Genomic DNA, 12,875 nt, shown 5'->3' on the forward strand with positions numbered 1-12,875 from the left:
GCGAGGGTGGGCTTGACGAGCTCCCCCCTCGGGTGCGGGCTCAGGCGCGCGTGAACCCCTCGAGGTCGGGGTCCCAGAAAGCGTCGAGATTGGTGTCGTCGCTCGTCTGCTCGTGGGCGACGGCGGTCGACTGGGGGTAGCGCCGGTGCTGACGGAGCTGCTCGGCGGCCCAGCCGAAGTCGGGCTCCTCGCGCTCCCACGCCGCCGGAGCGCTCAGCACATCGTTGCCCACACCGATGACGAGCTCCGCCTGTTCGGTCTCGCCGTCGTCGGTGACGATCGGGATGCTCACCGCTTCGGCCTGCCCGTCGGCGGCGATCGACGCGGTCAGCTGCACCAGCGCCTCGGCAACGTCGTCGGTCGTGGTCACGGTCTCGCCCGCATAGGTCACACATCGCATGCATCCATGACACCGGATGCCGAAGGCCGCCGGGGGCCGCTTGCCTCGCACGTGCCCGCTCCGATAGGGGCGCCGTGTCGGAGGTGCGCGTTATCGTGCTCGTGCGGCCCGCGCGAAGGAGGCACTCCACATGACCGACCCCCTCGAACTCACCGTCGTCGACGCCGACGCCTGGCGGGCCTGGCTCGACGAGAACGAGAGCACGAACGACGGCGTGTGGCTGGTGCTCGCCAAGAAGGGCACCACCGCTCCGACCTCGCTCACATACGCGGAGGCCCTCGACGAAGCACTGTGCAGCGGCTGGATCGACGGGCGGAAGCAGTCGCGCGACGCGGCCACGTTCCGCCAGCACTTCACCCCGCGCCGCGCGCGGTCGATGTGGTCGACGCGCAACGTCGGAATCGTCGACCGCCTCGCCGACGAGGGGCGAATGCGCGAACGCGGTGCCGCCGAGATCCGGCGCGCACAGGCCGACGGCCGCTGGGAGCGCGCCTACGCGGGGTCGGCGGCGATCGAGGTCCCCGCCGAGCTGCAGGCGGCACTGGATGCCGAGCCCGCGGCCGCGCGTCGCTTCGCGGCGTTGAACAAGTCGGAGCGATACTCCGTGCTGCACCCCGTCGTCACGGCGACGTCCGAGACCTCGCGCGCGGCGCGCATCGCACGCCACGTCGCGCGGCTCGCGGCGCCGGCCGCCGACGACCCCGAGACCCCCGAAAGCGGGTCCGCGCTCGGCGCATGACGCGACGGCACGCGCCCGGCGCGATCCGGCACGGTTCGCCCTGGACGGCCCCGCCCCTCGCATCCGCGCCGACAATGAGAGCATGCGCGCGCGACGACTGCTCAGCCTCGTGGTGGTGGCATCCGCGATCCTGGCGGGCACGGCCTGCTCGGCGCAGACCTCCCCCGCCCCCGTCCCCGCTCCGACGGGCGACGGACCTGTCGTGTCGTTCTACGGCGACTCGTAAACGCGCGGGACCGGGGCGAGCTCGTCCGACCACCGGTGGTCGACCATCGTCTCGGTCGAGCGCGGGTGGCAGGAGATCAACCGCAGCGAGAACGGCCTCGGCTTCGTCAACCGCCGAGCCACGATGGGGGCGGGTCTCGACGACATTCCCGCCCTCGTCATCGACGACCAGCCCGACATCGTGTTCGTCACGATGGGCCTGAACGACAACTTCAGTTACGACCGCGCGGCCGACCAGATCCGCGCGACGATCGACGACGACCTGCAGCGCCTGCACGACGGTCTGCCGCAAGCGCGCATCGTCGTCGTGGAGCCGTTCTGGTACACCGCGGAACGCCCCGCCTCGGTCGACGTGATCGCCGGGTGGGTCGAGGACGCGGCCGAGAGGATCGGCGCCGACCACATCGAGGGAGCGAGCCACTGGCTCGACGGGCATTACGCCGACGACGCCGACAGCTGGATGGCGACGGACGGCTTGCACCCGAACGACACCGGATACGCCGTCATGGCCGAGAAGATGGATGCCGCGCTCCGCGCCCTCGACCCGCCGCTGTGACCGGTAAGGCGATCACCCGCCCGCTCTGCTGAACGACTCGACCGCCGTCGCGGCGGCGAAGGGATCAGCGGTCGCCCGCCGTGCGGGCCCGGAACCAGACCGTCAACTCGCGCACCGCCCGCGAGCTGATCTCGTCGTCGGCGGACTCGAGGTCGTCGAAGGTGTCGCGGAACCCCTCGGGGGGCGGCGTCGACGGCACGCCGATGGGCTCGTAGCCCATCGTCCACTCGTCGAAGCGGCGGTCGTCGAGGTCTTCACGGAGCAGGATGCGGATGTCGTGGTGCCGCGCGTCCTCACGGATCTTCGCGATCAGGGCGTCCACCGCGTCTTGCGGCCCCTCCAGCACCTGGAAGAAGCGCCCGCGGCGATGCAGCAACATGCCCGTGAGGTCGTGCTCGTGATTGGAGCGCCGACTCTGCGCGAGCAGCGCGGCCAGACGCTCGTCGTCGAAGGGGTCGGTCTCGGTGCTGACGTACGAGACGGAGACGAGGGGAGCCGCCATCAGCGCACCCCGCCCTGGCCGAGCCCGCGCGGGGCCGGCACTCGAACCTGCTGCAGGGTGATCTCGGCGTCCTGCGGGGGCTGCCCGTTGGTGACGGCCGCCATCGCGGCGGTCAGCGCGTCGAAGCGTCCGACGACGCGGGAGCGACCGTCGAAGGCGAGGAAGCCCCCGTCGGCCTGGCGATCGATGTACCCGAGGAAGGCGCCGTTGCGGCTGCCGACGTGGAACCCGTCTTCGACACGAGCCCACACGACGCCCGCGCCGGGGCGTTCAGTCGCGTGCATGGGACACCGCTCCTTCTGCCCGTTGAATGACCGGGCATGAGCGAAGCTACCCGGCACCTCCGACACCGCTGCGCCCTTGACAGGCGAACCGCGACCCGTCCGCCGCCGGCGCGGCATCCGGACCCGTCGCCGCGCCCACTCCGGCGATGGCAGTGGGAATCCTCAGCCCAGGAGCGCGCGCACCTGGGCAGCGTCATCGGTTCCGGATGCCTCGACGACACGCCCCCGCTCGATCCGGTACATCGCGAACGCGGCGATGCTGGCGCGCCGACGCGTGGGCGCTAGGTGCCCGTACGGGCCGGTGTGCGTCCCGCCCCCGCGCAGGTGCACGGCGAGGCGATCGTCTTCGACGAGCAGCTGGATGCGCTTCCACTGCCAGTCGGGGAAGCCCCGCAGCAGGTCGGCGTAGTCGGCGATCCACGCGTCGGCGCCCGCGGGGAGGTGCGCACGACGGACTCCGGGGTCGAGGAAGCCCCGCACGTCGTCGAGATCGTGGCGGTTGAGGGCGTCGAGGAAGTCGGCGAACCACTCTCGCGTCTCCCAGGATTCCACCCGTCCATTATCGGCGGGGTGGGGCGGGCGGGGATCGGCGGGCCGGGTTCGAGGCGGGGCGCGGGGAGGGGTTCGACACCTCGCGGGCGGAGCGCGGGGCGTACTGCCCTGCGGGGGAGGGCGCCAGGACCGCGGCGGCGCGGCTCTAGGCTCGCCTCATGGATGACGCACATCGCACGCGGTCGGGTCGCGAGGGCGACGCGCGACCGGGCGGTTCGCGGGCCGGCGGTTCGCGGGCGGGCGCCCGCTGGCGCGACGTCCTGCGGGCGGCGGCGCGAGCCTGCGCGATGTTCCTCCTGGCCATGCTGGTCGTCATCGTGATCGACACGAGCGTGCAGGCCGTCGAGCAGGCCCCGTCGCTCGGCGTCAGCCCGGTGCACGCGTTCACCACCCTGGCCATCACTCTGACCGCGGTCGTGGGACTCGTCGGGGGCGCACTGACCGTCGCCGTCGCGGCCGTGGCGGTCGGGCCGGCATGGCTCGTCGCGAGCGCCCTGCGCCGGGTGGGTTCGACGGGCGTGCAACTCACGGTCTGGACCGCCTTCGGCGCCCTCGCCGGACTGCTCGTCGTGGGGCTCTCCGCGCTCGTGACCGACGACGGCCCGCCCACGCTCCCGGAGACAGTGGTCGTCGTGATCGTCGCCGCAGCCTCGGTCGACTACGGCTGGTGGCGCGTGTCCCGATCGAGGCGTCGCCCCCTGGACGACGAGGGCGTCGAACGCGCGGAGTGAGGGGTACGGGCTCGCCCGTGCGGACAACCACCGGAGGGCTCCGGGGTCGGAGGCGCGATGGCGGAGCAGGCAGCGCGGGCCAGCGTGTCCGGTTCGCGCAGATCACGCGGGCGATGTCGGGGGTCGACGGTAGCGTGACCGTCGATGCCGTCGTCGGGTCGATGGCATCCGGATGCCGAAGGGGGCGACGATGACGTCACGCACAGCTCTGATCGTGCGCGGGGGGTGGGAGGGCCACCATCCCATCGAGGCGACCGACCTGTTCGTGCCGTTCTTGCGCGACAACGACTTCGACGTGCGCATCGAGGACGGACCGGGCGTCTACGCCGACGACGACCTGATCCGGGGCGTCGATCTCGTCGTGCAGTCCATGACGATGAGCGAGGCCGATCGCGAGAGCATCCAGGGTCTGCGGCGCGCGGTGGCCGCCGGAACCGGTCTCGCCGGATGGCACGGCGGCATCGTCGACTCGTACCGCCACGACGCGGACTACCTGCAGTTGGTGGGCGGCCAGTTCGCCGCCCACCCGTCCAAGGATCCGGGCGACCGCGTCGGAGACGGGACCGACGTGTTCCTCGACCACCGCATCGAGCTCACCGACCTCGGCCGCACGCACCAGATCATGAGCGGGATCGTCGATTTCTCGCTCACGACGGAGCAGTACTGGGTGCTGCACGACGATCTGAACGACGTACTCGCCACCACCACCCACCCGGTTCGCGTCGACGAGCCGTGGCACCGACCGATCGTGTCTCCCGCCGTGTGGACGCGGGCCTGGGGCGAAGGACGGGTGTTCGTCGCGACCCCCGGCCATGACCCCTCGGTGCTGGCCGACGACAACGTGCGCACCATCATCGAGAGGGGGCTGCTGTGGGCGAGCCGACGCGCATCGGTCTGATCGGCCTCGGGGTCATCAGCGAGCAGTACCTCGACACGCTGCGCGAGCACCCCGCCGTGCGCATCGCCGCGGTCGCCGATCTGCGGGCGGAACGCGCCGCCGAGGTGGCGGCGTCGCTCGGCCACGCGCGGGCGCTGAGCGTCGACGCGCTGCTCGCCGCCGACGACATCGACGTGGTCGTGAACCTCACGATCCCGGCCGCGCACGCCGACATCGCCCGCGCGGCGATCGCCGCCGGCAAACGCGTGTTCGGAGAGAAGCCTCTCGCGACGACCCTCGACGACGCGAAACAGCTCGTGGCGGATGCCGAAGCGGCCGGCGTCGAGATCGGCAGCGCGCCCGACACGGTGCTCGGAACCGGCATCCAGACGGCGCGCGCCGCGGTCGAGAGCGGCCTGATCGGCACGCCCACCGCCGCCACGGCGACGTGGGTGTCGGCGGGCCATGAGCACTGGCATCCGAATCCCGACTTCTACTACCGCGAGGGCGGCGGGCCGCTGTTCGACATGGGGCCGTACTACCTGACCTCGCTGGTGCACCTGCTGGGGCCCGTCGCCTGTGTCACCGGCGACGTCTCACGCGGACGCAGCGAACGCGTCATCGGATCGGGGCCTCGCGCGGGCGAGAGCATCGCGATCGAGGTCGACACGCACGTCACCGGAACGCTCCGGCACGCCTCCGGCGCACTGTCGACGGTGACCTTCAGCTTCGACGCGGCCGGGTCCACGGCGAGCCCGATCGAAGTGCACGGTGAGGCCGGTTCGCTGGCGGTGCCGGATCCGAACAACTTCGACGGGGTCGTACGGCACCTGGCGCCGGGCGCCCGCGACTGGGTCGAGCTGCCGCCGACCGCCGGGTACGTTGCCGCGGGGCGCGGGATCGGCGTGGTCGACATGGTGTGCGGAGGCGCCGAGCCCGACGGCGCGGCGAGTGGTGGCGCGTCCTCGCCCGGGCGCGCGAGTGGGGCGATGGCGCTGCACGTGACCGAGATCATGACGGCACTGCCGCTGTCCGCGAGGGAAGGGCGACGCATCGTGCTCGAGACCACGGCTCTGGTGCCACCGCTCGTTCCGTTGACGCCGGTGGAGGTGTGGCGGGGCTTCCCTGCGCGCGGCGCGGCCGGGTAGCGAAGGCGCCCGCGGAACCCGTGGGCCTTCGCGAATCGCGCGGCGTGCGCGCGACATCTCCTTGCGCCGAGTGATACCCCGCCACTCCTCCCCATCGGCCGAGTCCCGTCATCCATCCCGATTTCGCCGCACACCTCGTCAGGGGGCCGGAGGCCCCCGCTAGCGTGCACACATGCAACCGCCGGCCTCGTCACCAGAACCCGATCACGGGGCTCCGGCTCTCGCGTCGGTGGTGACCGACGTGCTCGATCTGGATGCCGCGATGGCATCCGTCGAAGCCCGGCGGGTGCGCGCGTTGGCTCGAGCGGGGCGTCTCGCCATCATGGGACGCGCAGGGCGCCCGGCGTCGTCGCGGGAGGCCGATCTGGCCCTCCGGGAGGTGGCGTCCGAGATCGGGGCGGCCGAGCACCTGTCGGATCGCACCGTGCAGGCGCAGATCCGACACGCGATGCTGATCGCCGAGAGCTTTCCGGCGACGCTCGACGCCTGGCAGTCGGGCGCTCTGGCGCGAGCGCACGTCCACGTGATCACCGACATCGGCGCGACGCTGCCCGCGGAACGGCACCGGGAGTTCGACGCCCTCGCCGCCTCGGAGGCCGAGGGGCTCAGTCCCGGCCTGCTCCGGACGCGCCTGGCGGCACTGGCCGAGCAACTGCAGCCGACCACCCTCACCGAACGCCACCGCGCCGGTCGCGCGCGGCGGAACGTGCGGGTCGTCCGGGGCGGCGACGGCATGTCCGATCTCATTGCGACGCTGCCGACGGTGCTCGCGGTCGGGATCTACGACCGGCTGATGCAGCAGAGCCGAGCACTCGTCGACGCCCGTGACGCGCGGCCCCCGGGCACCGCGACACGGGACAGCGGCGAGGCGAGCCGCGCGCCCGCCGGCGGCGCCCCCGTGAGCGGCCGGACGCCGCAGGCGCCACCCGCGCCCGACGTGCGCACGCCTGATCAGGTGCGGGCCGACCTGCTCGCCGACCTGCTCCTCACGGCAGCGCCCCTGTCCGACCCGACCCGCGACGACGACGGGCCGGGGACCCTCGGAGCCATCCGCGCCCGGGTACAGGTCGTTGTTCCGGCCCTGACGATGCTCGACCCCGGCCGAGAGAACGCCGACCCCGCCGAGCTGGTGGGGCACGGTCCCATCGACGCCGCCACCGCTCGCCGGCTGGCCGAGTCGACCACACGTCCGTGGGACCGCGTGATCACCCACCCCATCACCGGGGCCGTGCTGCACGTCGACACCTATCAGCGCACGGCCGCCATCGACCGTTACCTGAGGGCGAGAGACCGCCACTGCCGCTGGCCCGGGTGCACCGCTCCCGCGATCCGGTGCGAAGTCGACCACACGCACGATCACGCTCTGGGTGGCCGTACCGAGACGGGCAACCTCGCCCACCTGTGTCAGCGTCACCACACCCAGAAGCAGTTCACCGCCTGGAAGGTGCGGCAGCGTGCGGGCGGGGTGCTCGAATGGACCTCGCCCACCGGGCGGACGTACGTCGACGAGCCCCTCCCCTACCCGCCCGCCGTGGCTTTCGTTCCCGGCCCTCGACGCGGCGCGCCACCCCCACCCGCTGCGCCGAGACCGAGCGAAGAGCCCCGGGGACGGGTGAACACCGGGGGATCGGTGCGCCCGCGCGAGCGTGTTCGCCTGCACCACCGGGGCGATCCTGAGCGCCGGGACCGGGATGTCGATCGTCCCGGCCCCGGCGCTCAGACTGTGGCTCCTCCGGGGCGCTCCTCGTCGGCGCCGCCCGCATCCGCGCGCAGTTCGTCGGCGAGGTGGCGGGCGCCGCGCACGGCGATGGCGACGCTCGTCAGGGTGGGGTTCATCGTGTTGGCGGTCGGGATCAGACCGTTGCCGCCGACGAGGAGGTTGTCGAAGCCCCACACGCGGGAGTACGGATCGGCGACCGAGGTGGCCTCGTCGGTGCCGGCGCGCATCGTGCCCATGTAGTGCAGGCTCGAGCCGTTGGGGAGCAGGCGGGGTTCCGCGATGAAGGTGCCCAGCGCCGAGCCGGCGCGGCGGAGGCGCTGCGTGGCCTCGGCGATCTCGGCTTCCTCGCGTTCGGTGAGGGCGTACTCGATCGTGAAGTTGGGCAGACCGCGGTAGTCGAGCTCGTCGTCGCTGAAGGTGGCGCCGTCTTCGACGCGGGGGAACTTGCGCACGCCGAAGCCCATGTTGACGTATCCCCAACGGTTGCCCGCCTGGGGGTGGGCCGGATCGAGGGGGAAGGGAGGGTTCTCGGCGTACATGATCTGCGCCGAGTACGGGTGGGCAGGCTCCGAGAAGGGGATGCGGTTCACCGCGGCGACCGGGTCGGCGGGGTTCGTGGCGCGGCGGGCGAGTTCCGCCTCGAGCTCGTCGTCCGAGACGAGGGCGCTCATGCGCTCCTGGTCGAGGGACACGGTGCTGATGACCACGTGGTGCTCGGTGAGGTAGCGGCCCAGCGGCGCGGGACGGATGCCCGAGGCCCACAGCAGCTGCGGCGAGCGGAAGGCGTCGGCGGCGACGATCACGGCATCCGCGTCGACGAAGGATTCCTCCCGGGTGCGGAGGTCCTCGACGACGAGTCCGCGCACGTGGGTGCCATCGTGCTCGATGCGACGCACGAGGGTGAGGTCGCGCAGGTCGAAGCGGGCGGCGGTGTCGGTTCCCGGCTCGATGAGGGGTCCGAGCACCATGTCGGCGCCGGCCCAGCGCATGGAGCCGTCGGGCTGCGGGTCACCGGCGACGGGGAGGGTGCTGACGCCGTAGCCCTCGGGCAGTTCGGCGGCGAATTCCCGGTCGAGCAGGGTGCGGATGGCCGCGCCGACGGGCGAGTCCGAGAAGGCGGCGCTCTGGTGGTGCAGGAGGTCCTCGGCGGTGGTGATGAGGTCTTCCCATTCGTCGTCGGCGATGAAGTCGAGCTTCTCGCTGAAGGCGGGGCGCGGGATCGCGCAGGTCCAGTGCGAGCCCTGGCCGCCGACGTTGGTGGCGGCGGCCGCGGCGGGGAAGGTCGGCGCGTGCGCCGAGCCCTCGCCGCCGAAGTCGAGCAGGTGGGTGCCCTGGCGGGCGGTGAACATGCCCTCGACGACGGCACCGGCGGGCAGGCCCAGCGACTCGCGGAAGTCCCCGGCCTGCGGGCCCTGCGAGCGCTCGCGGGCGCGGGCCTTCTCGTCGGGGTCGACGATGTTGCGCACGCTCTCGCCGGGGCGTTCGGTGACCTGGGGGCCGGCCTCGAACATGATCACGCGGGCGGTGGGGAGGTTCTCGAGCAGGACGCGGGCGTAGGCGGCACCGATGGGCCCGCTGCCGACGACGGCGATGGTGGGGGTGTCGGACATGTTCTCTCCTTTGAGACGGGCGGGGATCAGGCGGGTTGACGGGTGGCGGCGGGGGCCGCCGGGGTGGGCGTCTCATCCGACAGACGTCCCGGGGGAAGCAGCAGCGCGATGACGATGCCGCAGGCGTAGACGACCGCGAGGCCGAGGAAGACGGGGGCGAAGACGTCGTGGTAGATCGCGGCGACCTGGTCCTGCAGGTCGGCGGGCGCGGCGCGGACCGCCGCGGGGGTCAGGGTGTTGGCATCCACCCCCGAGGGGAGGTTCGCCGCGACGCCGAAGCCGACCACGCCCCCGATGACCGCGGTGCCGACGGCTGAGCCGACCTGGCGCACGATGTTGGTCGTGGCGGTGACGGCGCCGAGGTCGTCGCGCCGCGCGGCGCTCTGGACGACGGCGAAGATGAGGTTCATGAAGGAGCCGGTTCCGATGCCGACGGTCGCCATGACGATCATCGGAACCCACAGCGGCGCTCCCACGGGGAGCGCGGCCATGACGCCGAGGCCGGCGGCTCCGAGCGCGGTGCCGATGACCGGGTAGGCGCGGTAGCGGCCGGAGCGGCTGACGAGCCACCCGGTGAGCAGGTTGCTGACGAGCATGCCGAGCACGGTCGCGATGGGGACGAGACCCGACACGGTCGCCGTCGTGCGGTACGCCATCTGGATGTACGTGGGCACGTACGCGACGACCGCGAACAGACCGGCGCCGATGATGAGCGAGAGGCCGAGGCAGGCCAGGATCGTGCGGTTGCGCAGGATCCGGGGCGGCAGGATCGGCTCGGCCGCGCGCCGCTCGATCGCGACGAGGGCCAGGATGCCGACGACCGCCACGACCGCGCAGATGATCGCCGCGGGGCGAAGGCCCTCGTCGCCGATCCAGGTCACGGCCAGCACGAGCGCGAGCAGCGAGCCGGTGAACACGACGGAGCCGGGGATGTCGAAGCGCGGGTGGGCGCCGCCGGGAAGGCGCGGGAGGGCGATCAGGGCGAGGGCGAGGGCGACGAGACCGACGGGGATGTTGATCCAGAACACCCACGACCATCCCCAGTAGTCGGTGATGAGACCGCCGACGACGGGCCCGACGACGATCGCGACGGGGAAGGCCGCCCCGATGATGGCCATGTAGCGGGGGCGCTGCCGCGGGCTGGTGACGCGGGCGATGATCGTCTGCGACATCAGCTGGATGCCCGCCGAGCCGAGCCCCTGCAGGACGCGCGCGGCGATGAGCCAGCCCAGGTCGGGCGCGAAGCCGCAGATGAGCGAGGCGACGAGGAAGGTCACGATCGACACGAGGAACACGCGGCGCGGCCCGACGATGTCGCCGAGCTTGCCGAGCACGGGGAGCATGGCGGTCGCGGCCAGCGTGTAGCCGACCATGATCCAGCTCATGTGCTCCAGGGCGCCGAGGTCGCCGGCGATCGTGGCGAGCGAGGTCGAGACGACGGTGTGGTCGAGGGCGCCGAGGAACGACACCGTGAGCAGGGCCGCGACGAGGATGCGTACGCGGGCGGGAGAGAGAGTCATTCGCGGGGCGCCCGTACGACCGGGCGATCGACGCGACCGTATGTGCCGCTCCGGCTCCCTCACCGGGCGAACGGACCCGATGGGTCCCGACGTCTGTTCCACCATACCCGACTTATGTCGGTTTTCAACATTAATGAGAGACCCAAGAGGGTATCGTCGCCGCACCCGGCAGAGCCTGTCCCGACACCGCCTGTTGCCAGTTGACGCCAATCTCGGCGCCGATGACGAGGGCCGCGATCCGCAGCCGGAAGGACACGATGCCGGTCACCCCATCGACCTCCCCGGCCGAGAGGCACCGGCATCACGGCAGACGAGGGCCATCCTCTTCCCGCTGAAGATCATGGTGAATCGGAGGATGAACTCCGTCGCCCGATGGACCGGGACGTGACCGCGGCGTTCAGGTCGCTTGCTTAGGAACACCCCGCGAACGCAACTTCGGGCCGAGTTCCGGCGGCGCACGTTGACGATACGTTCCCCAAGCCCGGGGTCTCCGGTACTAGCTCTGACGTTCCAGGGGGACTATGAGAAAAAATCGTTGGATCTGCACTGCGGCGACCGCGACCGTCGCGGTCGTCATGTTCACAGGACTGCCCGCGGTCGCAAACGCTGAGGATGGGGAGGCGCCCGAGCCGTTGGATACGCTTCTGTCAGTGACGGAGGTGGCCGCCAGCACCGACGCTCCAGAGCGGGAAGTCCTCAATGACCTGGCTGACCCCAATGAGATCACAACGGGCAACGACGGCAGCCTGTCTCTCAACACAGAAGGCAGCACAACGGTCATTCCGGGCACGTCCGACGAACCGATCACAATCGGCAACGTAGCGATCGGGATGCCGGACACGAAGGCGACGGTGCAGGGCGAACGCATCGATGACGCGGTGATCAGCTTCGACGGCGCAGACGGTGTCACGACCGTTCCCGTTCTGAAGGATGACGGATCGGTTCAGGTCACAACGATCATCAACGACGAGTCTGCCCCGACGCACTACGACTACGACCTGACCCTTCCCGATGGGACCACCCTCACGCTCGACAACGAATCTGGTGTCGTCATCGCCATGGAAGAAGAAAAGCTCGTCATCGGCATTGCGCCTGCGTGGGCGGTCGACGCGAACGGCCGCGCAGTTGCCACGCACTACGGAGATCCACGGGTCAACGCTTCGGCAGATCGTCGATCACACCGTCGACACGGTCGCATATCCTGTCGTGGCCGACCCCTGGATGGGACAGCAACTGTTGAGCAGGGTCGAGTACGCGAACTGGGAACGCGGCGCTTGGAATATCAAGCTGGTGACATCCGGCTGGGGCAGATCTATTCAAATCGGCGTCCTCGGATGGGGGCAGGGACAGCTCATCCTCAACGGCGCAGGGTGGAACGAGGCCGTCGGACGGGTGCGGATATTGAGCAGCAGAGCGACCCACTACCAGCAGTACCAGTGCCACGTTCTGGGCGCCTATACTCCGGCCAGCGGCGGGCCCTCCTGGGACCTCGAAGGCTTCCGCGCCAACCGACCATGGTGGCGCACAGACGGGGGCGCATACCCCTCGAAGTGCAACTGGTAGTGACCCGAACCATGACGAGGCGCGTCGTGCTGATCGTGAGCGGAGCTATCGCTGCTGCCGCGATCAGCGCGATGCTCGCCATCGCACTCTTCGTGATCCTGACACGCGACACTCGTCAGGACATCGACCTCGGGAGCTTTGATTACGCCAGCGTCGATGATCCCGCCCTGCACGGCTACACGGAGGCGACGGAGGAATTATGTCGCGACGTTGACGGATGCATCCAGGGCTACCGCGCGGACCACGCCAAGTACCGGAAGTTCACGACCACGGACGCCGGCGCCGCTTTTGCGACGTCGGCAGCGGACACGTATCGGTCGAATTGGATCGTGATCGAGTACACCGACGACCACCTCACCGAAGCGGACCGAGACAGCATCGAGAGGTACATCGACACACTCAACACATCCGATTAAGCGTCGTCGATGACGAATACAACCGGAGCGAC

General features: G+C 70.9%; 13 protein-coding genes and 2 pseudogenes. 8 read left to right on the top strand and 7 right to left on the bottom strand.

The genetic code is table 11. The features are described from left to right. Positions 1 to 40: 40 nt before the first annotated feature. Positions 41 to 370, bottom strand: a complete 330-nt coding sequence (locus IFU19_RS01745; RefSeq protein WP_342343361.1) for a hypothetical protein — start codon at positions 368 to 370, stop codon at positions 41 to 43. A gap of 160 nt (positions 371 to 530) precedes the next feature. On the opposite strand from IFU19_RS01745, the gene IFU19_RS01750 reads away from it, so the two are divergent. The 3 genes and pseudogenes from IFU19_RS01750 to IFU19_RS01755 form a co-directional block, all read left to right on the top strand. Then, positions 531 to 1,139: a YdeI/OmpD-associated family protein gene (locus IFU19_RS01750; protein ID WP_192012755.1), complete on the top strand. Its 609-nt coding sequence runs from the start codon at positions 531 to 533 to the stop codon at positions 1,137 to 1,139. Between the two features lie 82 nt (positions 1,140 to 1,221). Then, positions 1,222 to 1,365: a hypothetical protein gene (locus IFU19_RS16530; protein ID WP_249405302.1), complete on the top strand. Its 144-nt coding sequence runs from the start codon at positions 1,222 to 1,224 to the stop codon at positions 1,363 to 1,365. Positions 1,366 to 1,380: 15 nt separating this feature from the next. Then, a pseudogene (locus tag IFU19_RS01755) lies at positions 1,381 to 1,920 on the top strand (SGNH/GDSL hydrolase family protein); the annotation flags it as partial. Positions 1,921 to 1,984: 64 nt separating this feature from the next. Here IFU19_RS01755 and IFU19_RS01760 read toward each other — a convergent pair. From IFU19_RS01760 to IFU19_RS01770, 3 genes are all read right to left on the bottom strand, one after another. Beyond that, positions 1,985 to 2,422 carry a BLUF domain-containing protein gene (locus IFU19_RS01760; RefSeq protein WP_191925297.1) on the bottom strand — a complete coding sequence of 146 codons (438 nt, stop codon included), beginning with the start codon at positions 2,420 to 2,422 and terminating at the stop codon, positions 1,985 to 1,987. Further along, positions 2,422 to 2,706: a hypothetical protein gene (locus tag IFU19_RS01765; RefSeq protein ID WP_055832616.1), complete on the bottom strand. Its 285-nt coding sequence runs from the start codon at positions 2,704 to 2,706 to the stop codon at positions 2,422 to 2,424. Before IFU19_RS01765 ends, IFU19_RS01760 begins: the two co-directional genes overlap by 1 nt. 162 nt (positions 2,707 to 2,868) lie before the next feature. After that, the gene (locus IFU19_RS01770) at positions 2,869 to 3,258 is read right to left on the bottom strand and encodes an ester cyclase (protein ID WP_055832614.1); all 390 of its coding nucleotides are present in this window, start codon (positions 3,256 to 3,258) and stop codon (positions 2,869 to 2,871) included. 158 nt (positions 3,259 to 3,416) lie between these two features. Here IFU19_RS01770 and IFU19_RS01775 point away from each other — a divergent pair, with 158 nt between their 5' ends. From IFU19_RS01775 to IFU19_RS01790, 4 genes and pseudogenes are all read left to right on the top strand, one after another. Continuing rightward, positions 3,417 to 3,989 (top strand): hypothetical protein, encoded by a 573-nt coding sequence (locus IFU19_RS01775; RefSeq protein ID WP_192012756.1) that lies wholly within the window; start codon positions 3,417 to 3,419, stop codon positions 3,987 to 3,989. A gap of 190 nt (positions 3,990 to 4,179) precedes the next feature. Then, positions 4,180 to 4,887, top strand: coding sequence for a ThuA domain-containing protein (locus tag IFU19_RS01780; RefSeq protein ID WP_192012757.1), 708 nt, complete (start codon positions 4,180 to 4,182; stop codon positions 4,885 to 4,887). After that, positions 4,860 to 6,014, top strand: coding sequence for a Gfo/Idh/MocA family protein (locus IFU19_RS01785; RefSeq protein WP_192012758.1), 1,155 nt, complete (start codon positions 4,860 to 4,862; stop codon positions 6,012 to 6,014). Before IFU19_RS01780 ends, IFU19_RS01785 begins: the two co-directional genes overlap by 28 nt. A 262-nt stretch (positions 6,015 to 6,276) precedes the next feature. Further along, positions 6,277 to 7,293 (top strand): annotated as a pseudogene (locus IFU19_RS01790) (DUF222 domain-containing protein); the annotation flags it as partial. A gap of 437 nt (positions 7,294 to 7,730) precedes the next feature. Here IFU19_RS01790 and IFU19_RS01795 read toward each other — a convergent pair. The 3 genes from IFU19_RS01795 to IFU19_RS01805 all read right to left on the bottom strand — a co-directional run bounded on the left by IFU19_RS01795 (position 7,731) and on the right by IFU19_RS01805 (position 11,132). Continuing rightward, on the bottom strand, positions 7,731 to 9,344 hold the full coding sequence (locus IFU19_RS01795) for a GMC oxidoreductase (RefSeq protein ID WP_192012759.1): 1,614 nt from the start codon (positions 9,342 to 9,344) through the stop codon (positions 7,731 to 7,733). A gap of 26 nt (positions 9,345 to 9,370) precedes the next feature. Then, positions 9,371 to 10,864, bottom strand: coding sequence for an MDR family MFS transporter (locus IFU19_RS01800; RefSeq protein WP_192012760.1), 1,494 nt, complete (start codon positions 10,862 to 10,864; stop codon positions 9,371 to 9,373). A 130-nt stretch (positions 10,865 to 10,994) separates the two neighbouring features. Next, positions 10,995 to 11,132 carry a hypothetical protein gene (locus IFU19_RS01805; RefSeq protein ID WP_192012761.1) on the bottom strand — a complete coding sequence of 46 codons (138 nt, stop codon included), beginning with the start codon at positions 11,130 to 11,132 and terminating at the stop codon, positions 10,995 to 10,997. A 382-nt stretch (positions 11,133 to 11,514) separates the two neighbouring features. On the opposite strand from IFU19_RS01805, the gene IFU19_RS01810 reads away from it, so the two are divergent. Next, positions 11,515 to 12,843, top strand: a complete 1,329-nt coding sequence (locus tag IFU19_RS01810; protein ID WP_207301766.1) for a hypothetical protein — start codon at positions 11,515 to 11,517, stop codon at positions 12,841 to 12,843. The last annotated feature ends 32 nt before the right edge of the window (positions 12,844 to 12,875 follow it).

It is taken from the genome of Microbacterium sp. CFBP 8794 (genome assembly GCF_014841235.1).
Classification (GTDB): Bacteria; Actinomycetota; Actinomycetes; order Actinomycetales; family Microbacteriaceae; genus Microbacterium.